Annotated in this window: 21 protein-coding genes; 7 read left to right on the forward strand and 14 right to left on the reverse strand. The window is 68.5% G+C overall.

What is annotated here, in order from left to right; translation table 11 throughout:
* Window positions 1-157: 157 nt before the first annotated feature.
* The gene (locus ACW171_RS08595) at window positions 158-2,887 is read left to right on the forward strand and encodes a TonB-dependent receptor (protein ID WP_492092760.1); all 2,730 of its coding nucleotides are present in this window, start codon (window positions 158-160) and stop codon (window positions 2,885-2,887) included.
* Window positions 2,888-2,982: 95 nt separating this feature from the next.
* On the opposite strand, the gene ACW171_RS08600 is transcribed toward ACW171_RS08595, so the two are convergent.
* Window positions 2,983-3,735 (reverse strand): LytTR family DNA-binding domain-containing protein, encoded by a 753-nt coding sequence (locus tag ACW171_RS08600; protein WP_492092761.1) that lies wholly within the window; start codon window positions 3,733-3,735, stop codon window positions 2,983-2,985.
* A 146-nt stretch (window positions 3,736-3,881) separates the two neighbouring features.
* Between ACW171_RS08600 and ACW171_RS08605 the strand changes: the two genes are divergently transcribed.
* Complete coding sequence (locus ACW171_RS08605; protein ID WP_492092762.1) at window positions 3,882-4,853, forward strand: alpha/beta hydrolase family protein; 972 nt, start codon at window positions 3,882-3,884, stop codon at window positions 4,851-4,853.
* Window positions 4,854-5,189: 336 nt separating this feature from the next.
* Here ACW171_RS08605 and ACW171_RS08610 read toward each other — a convergent pair whose 3' ends face one another.
* The 8 genes from ACW171_RS08610 to ACW171_RS08645 form a co-directional block, all read right to left on the reverse strand.
* The gene (locus ACW171_RS08610) at window positions 5,190-5,444 is read right to left on the reverse strand and encodes a hypothetical protein (protein WP_492096609.1); all 255 of its coding nucleotides are present in this window, start codon (window positions 5,442-5,444) and stop codon (window positions 5,190-5,192) included.
* Window positions 5,445-5,614: 170 nt separating this feature from the next.
* Window positions 5,615-5,890 (reverse strand): nucleoid-associated protein GapR, encoded by a 276-nt coding sequence (gapR, locus tag ACW171_RS08615; RefSeq protein ID WP_492092763.1) that lies wholly within the window; start codon window positions 5,888-5,890, stop codon window positions 5,615-5,617.
* Between the two features lie 149 nt (window positions 5,891-6,039).
* Window positions 6,040-6,165 carry a type B 50S ribosomal protein L36 gene (ykgO, locus tag ACW171_RS08620; RefSeq protein WP_008263184.1) on the reverse strand — a complete coding sequence of 42 codons (126 nt, stop codon included), beginning with the start codon at window positions 6,163-6,165 and terminating at the stop codon, window positions 6,040-6,042.
* Between the two features lie 160 nt (window positions 6,166-6,325).
* Window positions 6,326-6,985 carry an SMC-Scp complex subunit ScpB gene (gene scpB / locus ACW171_RS08625; protein WP_492092764.1) on the reverse strand — a complete coding sequence of 220 codons (660 nt, stop codon included), beginning with the start codon at window positions 6,983-6,985 and terminating at the stop codon, window positions 6,326-6,328.
* Window positions 6,982-7,800 (reverse strand): segregation and condensation protein A, encoded by an 819-nt coding sequence (locus ACW171_RS08630; RefSeq protein ID WP_492092765.1) that lies wholly within the window; start codon window positions 7,798-7,800, stop codon window positions 6,982-6,984. Before ACW171_RS08630 ends, scpB begins: the two co-directional genes overlap by 4 nt.
* 243 nt (window positions 7,801-8,043) lie before the next feature.
* On the reverse strand, window positions 8,044-9,093 hold the full coding sequence (nagZ, locus tag ACW171_RS08635) for a beta-N-acetylhexosaminidase (protein WP_492092766.1): 1,050 nt from the start codon (window positions 9,091-9,093) through the stop codon (window positions 8,044-8,046).
* Between the two features lie 4 nt (window positions 9,094-9,097).
* Entirely contained in the window at window positions 9,098-9,856 is a 759-nt protein-coding gene (locus ACW171_RS08640; RefSeq protein ID WP_492092767.1) for an SPOR domain-containing protein, read from the reverse strand.
* A gap of 78 nt (window positions 9,857-9,934) precedes the next feature.
* Window positions 9,935-11,116 (reverse strand): deoxyguanosinetriphosphate triphosphohydrolase, encoded by a 1,182-nt coding sequence (locus tag ACW171_RS08645; protein ID WP_492092768.1) that lies wholly within the window; start codon window positions 11,114-11,116, stop codon window positions 9,935-9,937.
* Between the two features lie 59 nt (window positions 11,117-11,175).
* Here ACW171_RS08645 and erpA point away from each other — a divergent pair, with 59 nt between their 5' ends.
* The gene (erpA, locus tag ACW171_RS08650; protein ID WP_492092769.1) at window positions 11,176-11,556 is read left to right on the forward strand and encodes an iron-sulfur cluster insertion protein ErpA; all 381 of its coding nucleotides are present in this window, start codon (window positions 11,176-11,178) and stop codon (window positions 11,554-11,556) included.
* On the opposite strand, the gene ACW171_RS08655 is transcribed toward erpA, so the two are convergent.
* The 3 genes from ACW171_RS08655 to ACW171_RS08665 form a co-directional block, all read right to left on the reverse strand.
* Window positions 11,553-12,311: a 3-oxoacyl-ACP reductase gene (locus ACW171_RS08655; RefSeq protein WP_492092770.1), complete on the reverse strand. Its 759-nt coding sequence runs from the start codon at window positions 12,309-12,311 to the stop codon at window positions 11,553-11,555. The genes erpA and ACW171_RS08655 overlap by 4 nt on opposite strands.
* Window positions 12,312-12,318: 7 nt before the next feature.
* Window positions 12,319-13,653 carry a dihydroorotase gene (locus ACW171_RS08660; RefSeq protein ID WP_492092771.1) on the reverse strand — a complete coding sequence of 445 codons (1,335 nt, stop codon included), beginning with the start codon at window positions 13,651-13,653 and terminating at the stop codon, window positions 12,319-12,321.
* Between the two features lie 135 nt (window positions 13,654-13,788).
* The gene (locus ACW171_RS08665; protein WP_492092772.1) at window positions 13,789-14,778 is read right to left on the reverse strand and encodes a glycosyltransferase family 9 protein; all 990 of its coding nucleotides are present in this window, start codon (window positions 14,776-14,778) and stop codon (window positions 13,789-13,791) included.
* Window positions 14,779-14,861: 83 nt separating this feature from the next.
* Here ACW171_RS08665 and ygfZ point away from each other — a divergent pair, with 83 nt between their 5' ends.
* The 4 genes from ygfZ to rnhB all read left to right on the forward strand — a co-directional run bounded on the left by ygfZ (window position 14,862) and on the right by rnhB (window position 18,086).
* Window positions 14,862-15,641, forward strand: a complete 780-nt coding sequence (gene ygfZ / locus ACW171_RS08670; protein ID WP_492092773.1) for a CAF17-like 4Fe-4S cluster assembly/insertion protein YgfZ — start codon at window positions 14,862-14,864, stop codon at window positions 15,639-15,641.
* A gap of 145 nt (window positions 15,642-15,786) precedes the next feature.
* The gene (locus ACW171_RS08675; RefSeq protein ID WP_492092774.1) at window positions 15,787-16,761 is read left to right on the forward strand and encodes a ferritin-like domain-containing protein; all 975 of its coding nucleotides are present in this window, start codon (window positions 15,787-15,789) and stop codon (window positions 16,759-16,761) included.
* Window positions 16,762-16,840: 79 nt separating this feature from the next.
* Window positions 16,841-17,446 carry a DNA-3-methyladenine glycosylase I gene (locus ACW171_RS08680; RefSeq protein ID WP_492092775.1) on the forward strand — a complete coding sequence of 202 codons (606 nt, stop codon included), beginning with the start codon at window positions 16,841-16,843 and terminating at the stop codon, window positions 17,444-17,446.
* A 1-nt stretch (window position 17,447) separates the two neighbouring features.
* Window positions 17,448-18,086, forward strand: coding sequence for a ribonuclease HII (gene rnhB, locus ACW171_RS08685; RefSeq protein WP_492092776.1), 639 nt, complete (start codon window positions 17,448-17,450; stop codon window positions 18,084-18,086).
* On the opposite strand, the gene ACW171_RS08690 is transcribed toward rnhB, so the two are convergent.
* Together ACW171_RS08690 and ACW171_RS08695 are read right to left on the reverse strand one after the other, a co-directional pair.
* Window positions 18,083-18,364: a hypothetical protein gene (locus ACW171_RS08690; RefSeq protein WP_492092777.1), complete on the reverse strand. Its 282-nt coding sequence runs from the start codon at window positions 18,362-18,364 to the stop codon at window positions 18,083-18,085. The genes rnhB and ACW171_RS08690 overlap by 4 nt on opposite strands.
* A gap of 56 nt (window positions 18,365-18,420) precedes the next feature.
* The gene (locus ACW171_RS08695; protein WP_492092778.1) at window positions 18,421-19,455 is read right to left on the reverse strand and encodes a DNA adenine methylase; all 1,035 of its coding nucleotides are present in this window, start codon (window positions 19,453-19,455) and stop codon (window positions 18,421-18,423) included.
* Between the last annotated feature and the right edge of the window lie 106 nt (window positions 19,456-19,561).

Here is a 19,561-nt window from a genome sequence, read left to right on the forward strand (position 1 = left end):
CAGTTTTCAGCCGCGACGTGGAGTTGCATCAAACCGCCTCATTCAGGCCGCGACGGATCGTGAAGACTGGCCCGTATAAACAGGCCGTCGGATCGATCGCGTCGTCGCGCGTTCGGGGACCGACGGGCGTCTCCCCGCGCCTCTTCCGGATTGCTGAATGACCATCGCCGCTGCCCTGATCTACGCCCTCGCCTCGGGCGCCATCCAGACTACGCCCACGCCGCAGACAGTGCAGCCGGCCGCCCAGGCGACGCCCCAGGCCACGCCAGCGATCCAGGACGACGAGCAGGACGACATCCCCACCGGCGCCTCCGCCGGGGAGGCGGACGTGGTCGAGGACATCGTCGTCGAGGGCGCCCGCCTGCGCGGCGCGGTCCAGGGCGACATCCCGCCCGACCTGACGCTGGATGCCGACCAGCTGCGCGCCTACGGCGCCTCCAACATCGCCGAACTGCTCGAGGCTCTGGAGCCCCTGACCCGCTCTTCGCGCAGCTCCAGCGGCCCGATCGTCCTTCTGAACGGCCGCCGGACCTCCGGCTTCCAGGAAATCCGCAACATCCCGTTCGAGGCCATCGAGCGCACCGAAATCCTGCCCGAGCAGGTCGCCCTGACCTATGGCTACACCGCCGACCAGCGGGTGGTGAACATCGTCCTGAAGGCCACCTTCCGCCAGGCGACCGCCGAGATCAGCAATCGCGCCCCGACCCAGGGCGGCCGCAACTCGACCGAGGTCGAGACCGGCTATTTCAGCATCATCGACGGCACTCGCATCAACGCCAGCCTCGAGCACGAACACAGCACCGCCCTGTTCGAATCCGAGCGGGACATCACCCGCTCGCCAGGCTCACAGCCCTTCGATCTGATCGGCAACGTCGCCGGCATTCCCTACAGGACCCAGATCGACCCGGCGCTGGCCGCGACCGTGGCCGCCAACCCCGGCGTCGCCAATCCCACGCTCGCCCAGTTCGCCGCCGGCGCCGATGCGCCGCGCGCCGGCAATCTCAGCGACTACCGCACCCTGCTGCCCTCCGGCGACACCACCACCCTGAACGCCTCGATCGCGCGCGACCTGAACTCCACGACCAAGGGTACGGTCAGCCTGAACCTGGTGGACGCGTCCAGCTTCTCCTACGGCGGCCTGCCGGGTGTGACCCTGACCGCCCCGGCCGGTCGGAACGGCTCGCCCTTCAGCCGCGACGTCGCCGTCTATCGCTTCATCGACGACGGCGGCGCCCTGACGCGCGACACCGACACCAGCACCGCCAACCTCGGCCTGCTCCTGGACGGCTTCCTCGGCGAGAACTGGCGCTGGACCCTGTCGGGTGCCTACGACCGGGTCGAGACCGACACCACGACGGGCCGGGGCCTCGACGCGACGGCCGCCCAGGCCGCCGTCACGGCCGGCACCCTGAACCCCTTCGGCGCCCTGGCCCCGTCCAGCTTCACCCGTCTGGTCGATACCGCCAACTCGGTGGCCAGCGGCGGCAATCTCGAAGCCGTCTTCATGGGCAACCTGTTCCAGGCGGCCGCCGGGGGCCTGTATTCGACCTGGAAGGTCGGCGCCGACACCCGCGACCTGACCTCGGAAAGCACCCTGTCGGGCGTCTTCTCCGAACGGGCCATCGGCCGCGACCGCGCCTATGGGTCGGTGAACTTCTCCCTGCCGATCGCCAGCCGCCGCAACGAGGTGCTCAGCCGCTTCGGCGACCTCTCCGTCACGGCCAACGCCGGCTATGACGAGGCGTCCGACATCGGCGGTCTGGTCACCCTCGGCGCCGGCGCCAACTGGTCGCCGATCGAGCCCGTGTCCTTCAGCCTCAGCTACAAGAACGAGGATGGCGCACCAACCATCCAGCAGCTGAACGACCCGACCATCTCGACGCCCAACAGTTCGGTTTTCGACTTCCGCACCGGCACGACGGTCCTGATCACGCGCGTCACCGGCGGCAATCCGAACCTTGACCCCGAGAACCGCCAGGTCCTGGCGCTCGGCGTCAACCTGCGCCCCTGGTCGGAGCGGGACCTCTCCTTCAGCTCCAACTACACCCGGACCGTGGTCGAGGATGCGGTCATTTCCTTCCCGACCATCACCGCCGACCTCGAGGCCGCCCTGCCCGAGCGGTTCACCCGCGACGCCGCAGGCAATCTGCTCGCCATCGACGCCCGCCCGCTGAACTTCGCGCGCACCGAACGGGCCGAGTTGCGCACAGGCTTCAACTTCTCGCGCGCCTTCGGCACCCCCACGCCTGTGGCGGCGCCGGGGGCGGGCGCTCCCGGCGGCGGCAGGATCACAATGGGCGGCGGACGCCCCGCCGGCGGCCCGCCTCCGGGCGGCGGCGGTCAGGTCCGCGTGGGCGGAGGCCCCGGCGGTGGCGGCGGACGCGGCGGCGGCATGCAGCCGGGCCAGGGACGTTTCAATCTGTCGGTCTATCACACCGTCCGCTTCACCGATGAGGTCGTCATCCGCGACAACCTGCCGGCGCTGGATCTGCTGGACGGCGACGCCACCGGCGCGCGCGGCGGCACGGCCAGGAACGAGCTTCAGGTTCAGTCCGGCGTCTTCCGCAACGGCTTCGGGACCTTCCTGAACGCCAACTGGACCGAGGGCACCCGCGTCGACGGCGGCCTGGGCGGTTCGGACCTGGAGTTCAGCGACCAGTGGACCGTCAACCTGAACGCCTTCGCCGATCTGTCGCAGCGTACCGCCTGGGTCGAGCGCTTCCCGATCCTGAAGGGGACCCGCGTCAACTTCGGCATTCAGAACCTGTTCGACAGCCGCACCGAGGTGACCTCCTCGACCGGCACGGTCCCGCTGAACTACCAGCCCGACTTCCTGGACCCGCAAGGCCGCGTCTTCCGCATCAGCCTGCGCAAGATCCTGTTCTGATCCGGATCACCCGGCGTCCCGACAACCGTCGGGGCGTCGGGGCCGCCGTGGTGCACGACCAGGGTCATGCGCCCGAGCGTCCCCTCCGCTGACGATCAGCGGGAAGACAGCCAGCCCTCGTCGCGTAGAACACCGACCCGGGCCCGAGAGACCGGGGCTTCCAGCCCTCCGACAAGCCGCAGCCGAGTGTTGCGGCCATCCTCGACCACGCCGACCACCGCGTCCCTGGCCACCCACCATGACCGGTGGGTCTGCGTCCCTTCGATATCTTTCAGGCCCGCCATCGCCTGTGACAGGGACATCAGGACCAGCGCCGACCCCTGGGAGGTGTGAACCCGGACATAGTGATCCTCGACCTGGAGGCAGAGCACGGCGCGCCCGATCCGGATAGGCAGACGCTCTCGCGGGTCGGCGGAAAGAGGGCTGGAGGTCTCCACGGCCGGGGCGGGCGCGAGGCGCGTCATGACCACCGTGGCCAGTGTGCTGATCACCAGCCCCTGTCCGTACCATTCCAGGTAACCGACGCTTTCGACCACCGGCCAAATGCGCACCGCGAGCAGGCGGCTGAGACTGGCGGGCAGAAGCGTCAGCACCGCCACCGCCGGCGGCATCCAGACCCAGGCCGAGATGTCCCGCGCCTTGGCCCAGCGCGTCAGGATCGGCAAGGCGACGCCGAACGACAGCCACCCGGCCCACAGGCAGCCGACCCAGTAGGCGATCCGGACAGGCGCGGACCCGCTGAGATAACTGCCGAACGGTCCGATGACGCCCAGCGCCGCACCGATGGCCGTCGACACGGCGAGGCCCAGAACGGCCGACCGCCATCGCGTGATTTTCAGTCCCCTCATCATCCCTCGGGACTAGCAAGCCTTGACGCAAATGGCATCCGTTCGCCCGACCACGAACCCGTTCGCCCATTCGCCCATCGGCGCTGGCGTTGTGCCGGCGCCCCGCTTCACACAGCCTCATCTCCTATCGCCATGAGGCATCCGACATGAAGACCGCCGCCCTGATCGCAACCGCCGCCCTCCTGCTGGGCGCGAGCGCCGTGACCGCAGCCCCCGCCCTCTCGTCCCCGTCCCAGGCCGCCGCACCGGGTCCCGTGGTCCGCGACGGCGTCGTTCTGTCCCGTCTCACCATGCCCGACGGCGATCAGCCGGCGATCGAGATCGGGATCTGGGTTTCAGATCGCGCGCCGCCGGGGCCACGCCCCCTCATCGTAATGTCCCACGGCAACGGCGGCGACTTCCGCAGCCATGTCGACACGGCGATGGCCCTGGCGAAGGCCGGCTTCGTCGTCGCCGCCCTGACCCATACGGGCGACAACTGGCGTGACCAGAGCCGCGCGACGGACCTCGGCGGCCGGACGCGGCAGATCTCGGTCCTGATCGACTACATGACCCAGGCATGGGAGGGCCGCGCCGGGGTGGACATGGACCGCGTCGGTGCGTTCGGCTTCTCGGCCGGCGGCTTCACGGTCCTGGCGACGGCGGGGGGCGAGCCCGACCTGTCGCGACTGGTCGACCACTGCCGCGTCAACAGAGACTTCTATGACTGCCGCTTGATCGGCCAGCACCCGGAAACCCTCCGGAACGGCGCCCTCGCACCAGCCCTGCATCACGACAGCCGCCTGAAGGCCCTCGTCGTGGCCGCCCCCGCGCTGGGGTTCACCTTCACCCGCGATGGCCTCGCCCGTGTGACGCAGCCGATCCTGCTCTGGCAGGCGGGGGACGATCAGATCCTGCCCGCGCCCTTCTATGTCGAACCCGTCCGCGACGCCCTGCCTGTCCTGCCTGACTACCGGCCGGTCGAAGGCGCCGCCCATTTCGATTTCCTGGCTCCGTGCGGACCTGAACTCGCCGCGGCCGCACCCATGATCTGCACGGCGACGCCCGGCTTCCATCGCGCGGCATTCCACGAGGTCTTCAACCGCGAGGTCGTGACCTTCTTTGAACGGAGTCTCTAGACGTCGTGACAGGGCGGCGAGAAGGCCATCCTCTCTCTCGTCGCCCTGTGGTGAGCTCCCAACTGCGGCCTCTAGGAAAACCTGCGCCAAGTAGGATTTTTTTCTCCTTTGGCCCTTGCGCCCACGGCGGTCGTCTCCCACCTGTCGAGCGGGTCTTTGAAAAACGGAGTTGGGCCGGACCGTCGGTTCGGCGCCCGGCCGTCGAAATCCCTCGGGTGACAAAAGCCGGCCGCCGGATCATTGAATTCAAATAATTTTTTGCGCCGAAAAGTCGTAACGTCCGTAATGTCCGTAATGTCACCCAATTTTGCGTCAGGGTGACAAAGCTGGAAAGGCCTACTCTGACGGCGGCGTCTTGCGCCCCCATCGGCGCTTCGGCTCCTCGCCGTTGGCCTTGGCCGTGATCTCTTTCAGCTTGCGGCCCTGCATGGAAGACAGCGCCTGGCCCGGCGCGCCCTTCTCCGGGTCGCCGAACGCCCGGCCATAGGTCTGGATTCGTTCGGAGACGCCCTCGATGAACTCGCCCTCCCAGTCGCTGAGGGCGATTCCGGCCTTGTCGGCGGCCCGCCTGGCGCGCTTGAGGGCGTTCAGCGCCTTGCGGCGCGCGGCCTCCCGCTCGGCCTCGAACGGGCTGACGGGGGCCTTGTCTTTCTTCTGGAAGCCCGAGCCGGGCTTGAGCCCGGTCGAGCGCTTGAGTGAGCCGCCCCCCTCGTTCCGGGGTTGGCTCTTCGGACCGCCCGTGATGGGCGTCCGCTTCAGGATCAGATCTCGCCGAGCGCCGACAGATACAGGTCCAGGATCGCGTCCTCTTCCTGGCGCTTGGCCTTGTCCTGCTTGCGGATGCGGATGACCTTGCGCAGGATCTTGACGTCGTAGCCCTCGCCCTTGGCCTCGGCGAAGACCTCCTTCTGGTCGGCCATGATCGCGGCCTTGTCCTCTTCGAGGCGCTCGATCCGCTCGATGATGGTGCGCAGGCGGCCTTGAGCCGAGGCGTTCAGGACGTCCGAGCTGGCGTCGAAGTTGGCGTCGTCGGCCATGGGAGGTCTCCGGGTAGGCGAATATATAAGAGCGGAACGCTAACCATGCCGGACAGGCTGGCTCAACGCTGGGCACGAAAAAGGTCGCGGACTAAAGCCCGCGACCTGTGGGTAGTTCTGCCGACCGCCGAACGGCCGGAGAAAACCTCTTAGCCCTGCTTCGCCTTGAAGCGCGGGTCCGTCTTGTTGATCACGAAGACGACGCCCTTGCGACGAACGACCTTACAGTCGCGGTGACGGGTCTTGAGCGACTTGAGCGAGCTGCGGACCTTCATGGTCGGAAATCCTTGGTGGCGCTGACGCTCGCCGCTCGGCGGCTCGCTGCTCAGCGCAGGCTAGGGGCAAAACAAAAAGAAAAGCCGCGCGGAAGCCCGGCGGCGGAGGCGTGCGTATAGCCAGACACCCCAATGACGTCAACCCGAGTCGCGCGGGCCTTCAGTCTCCACTGACGAAGTCCTGGGCGAACTCCGGCGCGTCCCCGTCCTCGATCGGGTCCTCTTCGTCCGGTCCGGACCGCGACGGATCCGGCACCTCGAACCCGACCGGCAACGACAGGTCCAACAGCCCTGCCGCCTTCATCTCCGCTGCGCCGGGCAGATCGTACAGGCTGGCCAGCCCGAAATGCTCCAGGAACCGGTCCGCCGTCGCATAGGTCACCGGCCGCCCGGGCGTCCGCCTGCGCCCCCTCAGCCGGACGAAACCCATCTCCAGCAGCAGATCCAGTGTGCCCTTGGAGATCGACACCCCCCGCACGCTCTCGATCTCGGCCCGGGTGACCGGCTGGTGGTAGGCGATGATGGCCAGGGTCTCCAGAGCCGCCTTGGACAGGCGGCGCGGCTCCTCCCGCTCCTCGGTCATCAGGAAGCCGAGGTCTCCCGCAGTCCGGAAGCTCCACCGGTCGGCGACGCAGACCAGCTCCACCCCCCGCCCTTCATAGCGGGCTCGCAGGCCCGCGATGGCCCGCCCCGCGTCGGCGCCCTCCGGCATTCTCCGGGCGATGTCGGCGGCCGAGAGCGGTCCTGCGGCGGCGAACAGCAGGGCCTCGACCCGCCGCTCGATCTCGCCGTCGTCGGGCTCGAATCGCAGATCGGTCACGGCGTCAGCTCCAGAGCCTGGCCCTGCCCGCGCCGCTTCAGCCAGACCGCGTCGAAAGCCTGGTCCTGGCGCACATCCATCGCCCCTTCCTTGACCAGCTCCAGACTGGCCGAGAGGGTCGAGGCGGTCAGGCTGGCCTGGCTGGGCCCCTCCCCGTCCCGGACCGGCGCGACCCGCTCCAGCGGCGTCCACTCGGCCAGCCGGGGCAGGACCTGTCGCAGCCAGTCCCGCGCCTCTTCCAGCGCATAGGCCTCGACCCGCTGGCCCGGATTGTAGTGCCGCGCCTGCTCCCGCCGACGCTGGCCGACATAGGCCGCCATCAGCTCATACAGGCTGGCGTCGATCCGGTCCGACGGGACGATGACCGTCGCCTGGGGGTCGCCGCGGGTGAACACGTCCCGCTTCAGCTGCGGCCGGGCCAGCAGGGCGTCGGACGCCTTCCGCATCGCCTCCAGCTTGTGCAGCCGGAAGGCCAGGGCCGCGGCCATCTCCTCCGCCGGCGGTTCGTCGCCCTTGCCCTTCTCGGTCCGGGGCAACAGCAGCCGCGACTTCAGATAGGCCAGCCATGACGCCATCACGAGATAGTCGGCCGCCATGGCGAAGTTCCGCCGCCGCGCCTCGTGGACGAAGGCCAGGTATTGCTCCGCCAGCTTGGTAATCGACAGCTTAAGCAGATCGACCTTCTGCGTCCGCGCCAGGGCCAGCAGGACATGCAGCGGCCCCTCGTAGCCTTCCAGATCGACCACCAGAACATCGCGCGCATCGACCTCCTCGGCCGCCGTGAAGTCCAGGTTTGGCTGGAAGGCTTCAGACACGTCGCGCTCGCTTCAAAAGCACATATAGCCAACCGAACGTCCCGATCAGGCTTCCGACACCCATCCCATAAGCCAGAGGCGGATCGACAAAGAACACCGACGCTACCAGCATCGAACCTCCGCCGATGGCAGCTCCCCATCTCGCGGCCGTGGCGTCGCCGAGCGGTCGCAGGACCCTGAACAAGCAGGTTACGCCGAACACAGAAAAGACTGTGCCTAGAACGAAGTAAAACAGGACGTCGTTCACGCCTGCGCCTCGCCCACGTCAGGACCTCGCGACGCATCAAGCCGGCCGCCCAGCAAGGCGTCGAACCGATCCCGCGCCTCACGCACGTCGAGCGGCTCCGGCGTATGGACGATGCGCGCCAGCGCCGCCTCGGCCCGCTTCTTCGCCCCGCCCTTCAGCTTGCCGACGCCCTCGGCCACCTGACGCATCTCGGTCATGTCGCCGGTCCAGTGGATGACCAGATCGCAGCCGGCCTTCAGCGACGTCTCGGCGCGCTCGGTGAGCGTCCCCTTGAGGGCGTTCATGCACAGGTCGTCGGACAGCAGCAGCCCGCCGAAACCGAGCTGTTCCCGGATGACCTTGATCGCCTTCTTCGACTGGGTCGCAGGGCGCTTCTTGTCGATCGCCGTGAAGACGATGTGGGCCGTCATCCCGATCGGCATGTCGGACAGGGCCTTGAACGGCGCGAAGTCCCATTGGTCGAGCGCATCCAGACCGGCATGGACCGTCGGCAGCTCCTTGTGGCTGTCGGCGAAGGCGCGGCCGTGGCCCGGCATGTGCTTGATCACCGGCAAGACGCCGCCGGCCAGCAACCCTTCCGCCACCGCCCGGCCCAGCTGGGCCACCGCCGCCGGATCCTGCGCGTAGGCGCGGTCGCCGATGATGTCGTGGGCGCCCGGCGTCGGGACGTCGAGCACGGGCGCGCAATCGATGTTGATGCCGACGGCCTTCAGATCATGGGCCATGAGCCGCCCGCCCAACCGCGCCAGTTCACGCGCCGCCAGCGGATCGTTCGTCGCCTTCAGGAAGGCCTCGCCCGGCGGGTATTTCGACCAGTGCGGCGGCCCCAGACGCTGGACCCTGCCACCCTCCTGATCGACCAGCACCGGCGCGTCCCAGCCCACGGCGTCACGCAGATCTGAGGTCAGTTTCAGGACCTGCGCCGGGCTCTCCACATTCCGACGGAACAGGATGAAGCCCCAGGGCCGGACGTCGGCGAAGAAGGCGCGCTCCTCCGCCGTCAGGATGGGGCCCGAGCAGCCGTAGATGGCGGCGCTGTTGCTCAAGTCCCTATCGCACCAGGCAGTCGCCGCCGCCGCTCTCGATGGCGGAGCAGAAGGCGCGGGCATCCTCGCGGCTGAGGCCCGTGAAGGTCGTGCGGTAGACGGTGGAGCCGTTCGACGCCGTCACTTCCTGGACCCGCTTGGTGGCGTTGCGGGCGAACTGCGGGAAACGGGCGGCGACAGAGGCGTATTCGCGATCGGCGATGGCCGTGGAAGAGAAGGCGCCGATCTGGACCGCGGCGGCTCCGCCGGCGCCGTTTGCGACCGGCCCCGGGGCCGTGGCGACAGGGGCCGTCGGGCGCGCGGGCGCCGGCGTCGCGGGACGCGGGGGCGGCAGGGCCTCGGCGGTCTCGATCGGACGTGGCGCGGGGCGAGGCAGCGGGGTTTCGGGTGGGGCGGTGAACTCGGGCGCCGTCGCCGCGTCCTCGGCCTGATCGTAGAGGCCGACCCCGGCTTCCGGATCGACGGGTTGAGCCTCCAGCGGAGCTTCGACCTTCAACTGGGCGATCGGCGTGCCGACGGCGGGCGGGGCGTCGGTCGAGGAGCGCAGGCCCGAGCGATAGAAGAGGACCACCGCGATGATCAGGACCAGCAACACACCCGCGCTGACGATCAGGGTGACCGGCGGGGCCTTGGCGGGCGGGCCGCGACGCGCGTCGAAACCGCCGCGCTTGAACGGCAGGTCGTCATCGGTCGGGGGCGTATAGGCGCCGCGGTCCCTCTGCCCGTGATCTCTGGGGCGGTTGTCGTTGTCGTCGTAGGACATGGTCTTCGCCTTCTCGGGGTCCGTGCGCGAATCGACGCGTCGGCCTGACAGTCTAACCCCCGCAGCGCTTCTTTCGAATCACAGATCGATTCCGGCGTCGAGGTTGAACAGCTTCCTGTGCTCCGACACGGCGTAGCGGTCCGTCATGCCGGCGATATAGTCGCAGACGGCGCGCGACCGTTTGTGCGGGTCCTGGCTTGCGGCGCGCGCGCCCCACTCGGTCGGCATGACCTCGGGCTCGGCCATGAACAGTTGGAACATCTCGGCCAGGATGCGGCGGGCCTGACTGCGGGTCCGGTTGACGCGGTAGTGGCGATACATCCGTTCGAACAGGAAGCGCCTCAGCACGCCGAGGTCCGCCATCATCGGATCGGAGAACTGGATCAGGGTGCGGCGGGCGGTGCGGACATCCTCCACCGATTGGATCCCGTCATCGGCGAGCCGCCGCTCGGTCTCGGACAGAACGTCGTCGATCATAGCCCCGATCATGCGGCGGACGGCCTCAAGCCGGATCATCCGCTCGTTCAGGTCGGGCCAGTCGCGACGGGTCTGATGCAGGATCGGGCCGATCATCGGCACATCGGCAAGGTCGGTCAGGGTGAACAGGCCGGCCTGGACTCCGTCGTCGACGTCATGATTGTTGTAGGCGATGTCGTCGGCGATGGCGGCGGCCTGGGCTTCGAGCGACGCGAAGCTGTCCAGCCGCAGATCCCAATCCTTGGCGTAGTCGGCGATGGCGCGCCAGGACGGCCGATCCAGCATGTGGCTGACCGGACCGTTGTGCTTGACCACCCCCTCGACGGTCTCCCAGCTGAGGTTCAGCCCGTCGAAGGCCGGATAGCGGGTCTCCAGCTTGGTCACGACGCGGAAGGTCTGGACGTTGTGATCGAAGCCGCCCCACGGCTCCATCTGGGCCTGAAGCTCGTCCTCGCCGGCATGGCCGAAGGGCGGATGGCCCAGGTCGTGCGCCAGGGCGACGGTCTCGGCCAGTTCGCCGTCCAGTCGCAGCGCGTGGGCCAGTGAGCGGGCGATCTGGCTGACCTCGAGGCTATGCGTCAGGCGGGTGCGAAAGTGGTCGCCTTCGTGGGCGACGAAGACCTGGGTCTTCTCCTTCAGGCGGCGGAAGGCGGTTGAATGGATGATCCGGTCGCGGTCGCGGGCGAAGGCGTTGCGGGTGCGGCTCGGCGCCTCGGGGAACAGCCGTCCGCGCGAGTTCGAGGCCAGTTCGGCGTAGGGAGCGCGGGCGTCGGTCTGGCTCAAACGCAAAAGTCCTTGAGCGGCCTTTGCGAACGGGCCTGTCCGGTCTCATATAGGTGGGCATGACCTCCGTCCAACCCGCCCCGCTTGAACTGAAGATCGCCAGGCGCGCGCCCGAGGGCATCGTGCTGGCCGAGAGCGCGGCCAGGCGGCTGGCCAAGCTGAGCGAGGCCGAGGGTCATCCCGTCCTGCTGCGCGTCGCGGTCGAGGGCGGCGGCTGTTCCGGCTTCCAGTACCAGATGGACCTGGTCGAGGCCGGCGAGCCCGATGACCTGCGTATCGAGACCGACGGTCAGGCGGCGCTGGTGGATCCGGTCTCCGTCCCCTTCCTGAAGGGTTCGGAGATCGCCTGGATCGACGAGCTGGCCGGTGCGCAGTTCGTGATCCGCAATCCGAACGCGGCGACCAGCTGCGGCTGCGGCGTCAGCTTCTCGATCCTCTAGTCCCGAACAAGCCCTCCATCGACGACGAGATTCTGGCCGGTCACGGCCCGGCTCCAAGGCGAGGCGAAAAACAGGACGGCGTCGGCGAACTCCTCCGGCGTCGTGACCGAGCGCAGGGGCGTCATGCCGGCGATCAGGTCGAAGACGGCGTCGGGCGTCGCGGCTGAGGCATCAGTGGTCCTAAGCAGACCGCCCGAAACCATGTTCACCGTGATCCCCATCGGCCCCAGGTCGCCCGCCGCCGTGCGGGTCAGGGACAGCAGGGCGGCCTTGGCGGCGGTGTAGTCGTGATAGGGCACGACCGGGTTCTGGAACAGGTTGGTGCCGATGTTCACCACCCGGCCGCCGCCCGCGCGGGTCATGCCGGGGACAGTCGCCTGGATCACGTTCAGGGCACCGCGCACGACGGTCGAGAACTGGCTCTCCATCTCGGCCCAGCCGATGTCGGCCAAAAGCGAGCGGGCGTCGCCGTTGAAGCTGTAATCGAGCGCGTTGTTGATCACGGTGGTGATCGGCGCGCCGAAGGCGGCTTCGGCACGGGCGATCATGGCTTCGACAGCCGGCCTGTCGGCGACATCGGCCTGTATGGCGATGACGCGATCGCCGAGTTCGGCCGCGAGCGCCTCGGCCTTGTCCCCGCTGGCACGCCAGTTGATGACGACGCGAGCTCCCTGCGCGGCGAAGGCGCGGACGACGGCGGCGCCGACGCCCCTCGCCCCGCCGGTGACGAGAACGATCTGATCGGTGAAGTTCATGGGCATCCTAGACCGACAAGGTTTCCTGGAACCGCACCGGGCGGCCGTGGGCCGTGCCGACCAGTTCGCCGTCCGACATGACGACCCGGCCGCGCACGATGGTCTTCATGGGCCAGCCCCTGGCCTCGAAGCCGTCGAAGGGGGTCCAGCCGCAGCGGCTGGCCTGGTCCTCGTGGCAGATGGTGCGGGTGGCCTTGAGGTCGATCAGGGTCAGGTCGGCGTCCCAGCCCTCGGCCATCCGGCCCTTGCCGGCGATGTTGAAGATGCGCTGGGCGCCGGCCGAGGTCAGGTCGATGAACCGCTCCAGCGACAGGCGGCCCTCGGCGACATGGGTCAGCATGACGGCGGCCAGGGTCTGGACACCCGGCATGCCCGAGGGCGAGGCCGGATAGGGCTTGGCCTTCTCCTCCTTCGTGTGCGGGGCGTGGTCGGAGCCGAGGACATCCACGACGCCCTGCTGAATGCCGCGCCACAGGCCGTCGATGTGGGGACGGTTGCGGATCGGCGGGTTCATCTGGGCGTAGCCCTTCAGCCGCTCATAGGCCTCGTCGCCGTCCAGGGTCAGATGCTGGGGCGTGGTCTCGACCGAGGCGATGTCGCGGTGGTCGGCCAGGAACTCGATCTCTTCCGCCGTCGAGACGTGCAGGACGTGGATCCGCTTGCCGACCTCGCGCGCCAGGCGGACTAGGCGGCGGGTGGACAGGATGGCGCTCTCGGCGTCGCGGACGTCGGTGTGGCTGGTCCAGTCGCCGGTGCGGGCCAGTTCGCGGCGTTCGGCCAGCCGATATTCGTCCTCGGAGTGGAAGGTGGCGCGGCGGGAGACGGCGTTCAGAACCTCGCGCACGCCGTCGTCGTCCGCGATCAGAAGGTCGCCGGTCGAGGCGCCCATGAAGACCTTGACCCCGCAGCAGCCCGGCAGACGCTCGAGCTCGCCCAGATGGGCAGAGTTGCCGTGGGTGCCGCCGATGTAGAAGGCGTGGTCGGTCCACATCCGGTCGCGGGCGCGGTTGAGCTTGTCCTCCAGCGTGGCCGGATCGGTGGTGTTGGGGTTGGTGTTCGGCATCTCGAACACGGCGACGACGCCGCCGAGGGCCGCCGCGCGCGAGCCCGTCTCCAGGTCTTCCTTCCACTCCAGGCCCGGCTCGCGGAAGTGGACCTGGGTGTCGATGATGCCGGGGATGACGGTCAGGCCGGAGGCGTCGACGATCTCGCCGGCCGAGGCCTGGCCCAGGTCGCCGATGAAGGCGATCTTGCCGTCGCGGACGCCGACATCGGCCGGGCCGCGCCCGGAGTGGTTGGCGACCTTGCCGCCACGGACGATCAGGTCAAAGGTCTGGGTCATGGGCGGTCCGGTCCGTGAAACACAGCCCGATGCGTCCGAAGCGTCCGAAGCGTTCGGTTGCGGGTGGAGGTGAAAACACCGTCCGAAGCGTCCGAAGCGTTCGAAGCGTCCGGATGATCGGACCCTCTGGCCCCATTATACGTCAGGTTTGGAGGGCGCCTGTTTGTCGGACACAGTTTTTTTCGCGAGCAGCCCCTTGGCGGCGCGCAGCACCCGGTCGGCGGGCAGTCCGAGCATGTGGTGGATGGCCTGGTTCAGGCGCGGATCAACGGCCTTGAACTCGTCCATCGACCGCTCGCCCCGGATCGAGACGCCCTGCCAGGGGCCGACGAGACGGTCGTCCGATGGTCCGAAAACGGCGACGGAGGGCACGCCGGCCGCGACGGCCAGCTGGGTCCAGAGCGAGTCGTTGCCCACGTAGAGCGCCGCGCGCGACAGGGCGGCGGCGGTCTGGAGCCGGGTCAGCTTGCCCTGGAGTTCGATGACGCGGTTGCGGGGGACGGCCAGGCGAATGGTGTGGGCGGCGTCGCGGTCGGCGTCCTCGCCGACGATCATCAGGCGACCGCCGGCCAGCGGGCCGTCGTCGGCGAGAAGAGCCGCCGCGACCTTGGCGAAGCGTTCGGAAGGCCAGCGCTTGCCGATCCAGTCGGCGCCGGGGCCGACCGCCAGAAGCGGGGTAGTGTCGGGACCGATCAGGGCGTCGGCGGCCGCGTGGCTTTCCTCGCCGAAGAAGAGGTGCGGCGCGGGGATGTCGTCGAGCTGGAGGATGCGGGCGGCCTGTTCGACGCAGTGCAGGCCCGGCAGGTCCGCGTCGCGCACGGCCCGCTTCTGGCGCCGCAGCCGCTCGGAGAATTTGGTGCCGCGCATGTCGACGACGAGGCCCCATTTGGTCTCGCGGACCTGGTTCCACAGGGCGATCCAGTCCCAGCGGCCGGTCTTGTCCAGCACGATCAGGCGACGCAGGCGCGGCGTGTCGGCGAACAGGGGGGCGGAAGCGGCGGATCCGACGATGGTGAACTCGGCGTGCGGCACGGCATCGACCAGATGGGCGAGCGCGCCCGAGGACAGGACGGCGGCCTCCGCCTCGGCCTCGGCGATGTAGAGAATGGGAAAGCGGGCAGTCATGGGTGCACCGTATACGGATTCTCTCGTGGCGGGTGTGAGGCGGGGCCCTCCCCTTTTCCACTGTCGCGCCCTATCTGTCCCGCATGACCGAACGCATCGCCCGCCTCGACAGTCGCGCCCTGATCCGGGCGAGCGGACCGGATGCCAAACCCTTCCTGCACAATCTGCTGACCCAGGACGTCGAGACCCTGTCGAAGGGCGACCTGAGGTTCGGAGCCCTGCTGTCGCCGCCGGGACGGCTGTTGTTCGACCTGTTCCTGTGGGGCGAGGATGAGGCGGTGGTGCTGGACGTGGCGGCGGACAGGCGTGACGCCCTGATGCAGCGGCTGTCGATGTACAGGCTGCGCGCCAAGGTCGAGGTTGCGGCGGACGACCGGCCGGTGTTCGCCAGTTGGCCCGGCGTGGCCGAGGGGTTCGTCACCGATCCGCGCACGGCCACGCTGGGCGGGCGTGCGATCGGCGCGGGCCTGGCGACCGCGAGCGAGGACGACTGGAGCGCGCACCGGCTGGCGGTCGGGGTTCCCGATCCGGCCCGCGACGCCGACGAAGGGACCTATCCCATCGAGGCCAACTTCGACCTGCTGAACGGCATAGACTTCGCCAAGGGCTGTTTCGTCGGCCAGGAAACGACTTCGCGCATGAAGCGGCGAGGAGAGATCAAGAAGCGGATGCTGCCGCTGACGTTCGACGGGCCGGCCCCCGAAGCGGGCGCCGAGGTCCTTAACGGAGAGCTCAGGGCGGGCGAGGTGCTGACGGGTCGCGACGAGGCCGCGATGGCCCTGGTTCGGCTTGATCGTCTGGACGGAATTCTGACTGTCGGCGGGCGTACAGTCCAGGTTGGGCGTCCGCCGTTTCTGCCGTGACCCGCTCAAATGAAGTGAAGGCTGAAACTTTCAGCCTCGACTAATCCCCTTAGAAATAAGGAGAATCTGTGTCGCGCGGTGCAACCGTCGCGGCCCTGCCGAGTATCTTCCTGCGGAACGGGCTCTTCGACGCAGGATTTTCAGCATGTCTAAAAACGATCAGATCATGGACGCCCTCGACCAGCGGGTCGAACGTCGCAACGACCGACGCAACTTCTTCAAACTGGGTGGCGGCTTCGCCGTCGGCGCCGTCGGCGGCGCGGTTCTGGGCGCCTGCTCCAGCTCCAGCGACACGGCCGTGGCGCAGAACCCGCCGGCCGGCGCGGTCAATCTCGACGTCGAAATCCTGAACTTCGCGCTGCAGCTCGAGTATCTGGAAGCCCAGTTCTACTCCTATGCAGCCTTCGGAACCGGCCTGCCGCAAAGCTCGTTGGGCGGCGCAGGCACGCAAGGCGCGGTGACCGGCGGACGTCAGGTGAACTTCACCGACCCCCTGGTCCGTCGCTACGCCAACGAAATCGCGGCCGATGAAATCGCCCACGTCAACTTCCTGCGCACCGCCCTGGGCAGCGCCGCCGTGGCCCAACCGGCCATCGACGTCGGCACCAGCCCGACCGGCGCCTTCTCCAACGCCGCCCGCGCCGCCGGTCTGGTCGGACCCGGCCAGGCGTTCGACCCCTATCTGAATGACAACAACTTCCTGCTGGGCGCCTTCATCTTCGAAGACGTCGGCGTCACGGCCTACAAGGGCGCATCGCCCCTGGTGACCTCCAAGGTCTTCCTGGAAGCCGCCGCCGGTCTGCTGGCCGTCGAGGCCTATCACGCCGGTCTGGTCCGCACCGTCCTGACCGCCAAGGGCCTGGAGACGCCGACCCTGGCCATCTCCAACGCTCGCGACAGCCTAGACGGGTCGAGCGACCTCGACCAGGGCATCACCGCGACGGGCACGGGCAATGCCGCGGCGTCCAACATCGTCCCGACCGACCCCAATGGTCTGGCCTACAGCCGCAGCGTCGGACAGGTGTTGAACATCGTCTATCTGAACGCCGTGGCGGGCACGACCGCCGGGGGCTTCTTCCCCGCAGGCCTGAACGGCCCGGCCGCGTTCCGCACGACCTAGATCGCTGTCACGACCAAGGGAGCCCGTCTGTGGAAACGCAGGCGGGCTTTCGCTTGTCCGGAGCGTGGTAGGCTGGGGCATGACCGAATCTCTCGGACGCTGCGCCTGGTGCGGGACCGACCCGCTGTATGTCGAATACCACGACACAGAATGGGGCGTGCCGGAGCATGACGCTCGCGCCCTGTGGGAGAAGCTGGTGCTGGACGGGTTCCAGGCCGGGCTGGCGTGGATCACCATCCTGAGGAAACGCGAGACGCTGAGGGCCGCCTTCGCCGACTTCGATCCCGATGTGGTGGCGAAGTTCGACGATGCAGACCGGGAACGCCTGATGGCCGATCCCGGCATCATCCGCTCGCGCGCCAAGATCGAGGCGGCGATCAAGGGCGCGCGAATTTTCGTCGAGATGCGAGACAACGGCGAGGACTTCTCCGCCTGGCTCTGGTCGTTCGTGGACGGGGCGCCGGTGCAGGGCGAGCGGGTCGGCGGCGACATTCCGACCCAGACGGAGGCGTCGGTCGCCATGGCCAAGGCGCTGAAGAAACGGGGCTTCAACTTCTGCGGCCCGGTGATCGTCTATGCCTTCATGCAGGCGACGGGAATGGTGAACGATCACGTCGCAGGCTGCTTCCGCTGTGAAGAGGTCCGGGCTATGGGCGGGGCCTTCGCCGGGGTGCACGGTGAGTAGAGTGAAGAGTGCCAGGAGACCCGCCAAGGCGTTCCCGACGCTGACGCTCGAGACCCTGCTGGCCCAGCGGGTCGGGGGGCTGGTGTGCGGTGTGGACGAGGCCGGGCGCGGGCCGTGGGCCGGGCCGGTGTCTGCCGGGGCGGTGATCCTGTCGGCGGACGACATTCCCCAAGGCATCGACGATTCCAAGGCATTGACCGCCGGGCGGCGCGAGGCGCTGGCGGTCGAGATCAAGCGCTGCGCCGTCGCCTGGGGCGTCGGGTTCGCGTCGCCGGAAGAGATCGAGGAGTTGAACATCCTGCAGGCCACCGGCCTGGCCATGTGCAGGGCGATCGAGGCGATGAGCGTCCAGCCCAAGGCGGCCCTGGTGGATGGAAACTACCGCTTCAAACTGCCCTGCGACGTCGAGACGGCGGTGGGCGGCGATGGGCTGTCGCTGTCGATCGCGGCGGCCTCGATCCTGGCCAAGACGGCGCGGGACGAGATCATGATCGCCATGGATGCCGAATACCCCGGCTACGGCTTCGCCTCGCACAAGGGGTACAATGCGCCGGTGCATCAGGCGGCGCTGAAGGCCATGGGTCCCTGCCCCATTCACCGGAAGAGCTGGGCGCCGATCAGGGCCTTGCTCGAAGCCTAGACGGCGAGGGCGCCGCCCAGAAACACGCCAAGCAGGGCGGCGAACAGGCCTCCGACCACGACGACGATCCAGCCCGGCATGGGCTCGGCTGCGACCGGCTCGGCGCGATAGGTCGGGGCGATGCCTTCGGCGCGCGACAGGAAGTCATTGGCCAGACGGCTGTCGAACCGGGTCTGGCCCGGAGCGCGCCAGGCGGCGGTCTGGTAGGCGTTCAACGCCCGGCTTCGGGCGTCGCGAATGGCGCCGGGACGCGTGGTGATACCTTGGCCCTGGGTCATGATCAGCTCTTCCATGCCGCTTTAACGACACAATGAGCGCCGCGTTCCCGGAACCGTCAAGCTGCGATCGCGACGGGCCTTTCGGTGACGACGAACAGGTATTCGACGTTGCGCAGACGCCCCACGGCCCCGACCTTCTCGCCCTTGGGGTTATGGATGCCGATGCGGGCGCCGACATAGCGGGGGCGCGGGATCTCGACCACCTGCACATGGCCGCGCGCCGACAGCATCTCCACCAGCTGATCGCGGCTCAGATAGCCCTCGTCGTTGAAGGAGACGATCAGGTTGGGGGCGCGGATGGCCTCGATCACGGATTGCAGCGCCGGGCCGATGCCGGGGCGGGAGTTGAAGGCGCTCTTCCTCGTCTTCACGTCGATCCGCTTGTTGGCGATGCCATAGGTCTCGGGCCGGTCCCACAGGATCAGGCTTTCCCAGACGTGGTAGTTCCCCAGGTAGGAGTGCTGGTTGTAGGGCGGGTCCAGATAGACGAGGTCGCCGTCGAAAGCCGCCGCCGTTTCCAGCGCATCGGCCTGGGTCGCGCGGCAGGGTCCGGCGGCGGCGGCGGGCTGGAGGGCCGGCATGCGGAGTTCCAGGGGCTTGAGCGCCCGCGCGGCCCAGGACTTCATGTAGGCCATCTGCAAACCGGCCGTGGAATCCACCCGGTCGGCGGCCTCCATCAGGCTGACGAGGGCGATGGCCTTGAGTTCGGGTTCGAGCCCCATGGCCTCGATCCGTTCGCGCATCGCGTCGATGCGGGCACCGTTCTCCGGCGTGAAATAGCGGGCGTCCTCGCAGAAGGCCTTTGTGAACCAGCCGGGGGACGCGGGCGTGGCGGAGAGATCGGCGAGGACGGCGGCGGCCTTGTCGGCCCAGACGTTACGGTCGGCCTGGACATAGGCGGTGGCCAGGGCATGGGCGTAGGCGTTGTGGTCGTTGGACCAGACCTGGAAGCCGGCGCCTTTCAGCGCGTGACCGACCCGGGCGGTGCCGGAGAACAGGTCGCAGACGTGGCCTCCGTCAGGCAGCAGGCTGCGGACGGCGGCGGCGATCGGATCCAGCAGGGCCCGCTTGGAGCCGAGGTATTTGATCATCGAGATACGGGCCTTCTCCCCTCGGGGGAGAAGGTGGCTCGCGGAGCGAGACGGATGAGGGGGCTGTGAAATCACATTCCCGTCTGACCCGAGATCACGCCGGCTG

The organism is Brevundimonas sp. FV1ye28 (genome assembly GCF_058681135.1).

Excerpts from the sequence above, each read along its gene's own strand:
- ACW171_RS08690 (WP_492092777.1), bottom strand. The coding sequence starts at position 18,364 with ATGACCCAGGGCCAAGGTATCACCACGCGTCCCGGCGCCATTCGCGAC.
- ACW171_RS08600 (WP_492092761.1), bottom strand. The coding sequence starts at position 3,735 with ATGAGGGGACTGAAAATCACGCGATGGCGGTCGGCCGTTCTGGGCCTC.
- ACW171_RS08595 (WP_492092760.1), top strand. The coding sequence starts at position 158 with ATGACCATCGCCGCTGCCCTGATCTACGCCCTCGCCTCGGGCGCCATC.
- gapR (WP_492092763.1), bottom strand. The coding sequence starts at position 5,890 with ATGGCCGACGACGCCAACTTCGACGCCAGCTCGGACGTCCTGAACGCC.
- ACW171_RS08605 (WP_492092762.1), top strand. The coding sequence starts at position 3,882 with ATGAAGACCGCCGCCCTGATCGCAACCGCCGCCCTCCTGCTGGGCGCG.
- ACW171_RS08640 (WP_492092767.1), bottom strand. The coding sequence starts at position 9,856 with ATGTCCTACGACGACAACGACAACCGCCCCAGAGATCACGGGCAGAGG.
- ygfZ (WP_492092773.1), top strand. The coding sequence starts at position 14,862 with ATGACCGAACGCATCGCCCGCCTCGACAGTCGCGCCCTGATCCGGGCG.
- ACW171_RS08675 (WP_492092774.1), top strand. The coding sequence starts at position 15,787 with ATGTCTAAAAACGATCAGATCATGGACGCCCTCGACCAGCGGGTCGAA.
- ACW171_RS08695 (WP_492092778.1), bottom strand. The coding sequence starts at position 19,455 with ATGATCAAATACCTCGGCTCCAAGCGGGCCCTGCTGGATCCGATCGCC.
- erpA (WP_492092769.1), top strand. The coding sequence starts at position 11,176 with ATGACCTCCGTCCAACCCGCCCCGCTTGAACTGAAGATCGCCAGGCGC.
- ACW171_RS08660 (WP_492092771.1), bottom strand. The coding sequence starts at position 13,653 with ATGACCCAGACCTTTGACCTGATCGTCCGTGGCGGCAAGGTCGCCAAC.
- ACW171_RS08655 (WP_492092770.1), bottom strand. The coding sequence starts at position 12,311 with ATGAACTTCACCGATCAGATCGTTCTCGTCACCGGCGGGGCGAGGGGC.
- ACW171_RS08680 (WP_492092775.1), top strand. The coding sequence starts at position 16,841 with ATGACCGAATCTCTCGGACGCTGCGCCTGGTGCGGGACCGACCCGCTG.
- ACW171_RS08665 (WP_492092772.1), bottom strand. The coding sequence starts at position 14,778 with ATGACTGCCCGCTTTCCCATTCTCTACATCGCCGAGGCCGAGGCGGAG.
- ykgO (WP_008263184.1), bottom strand. The coding sequence starts at position 6,165 with ATGAAGGTCCGCAGCTCGCTCAAGTCGCTCAAGACCCGTCACCGCGAC.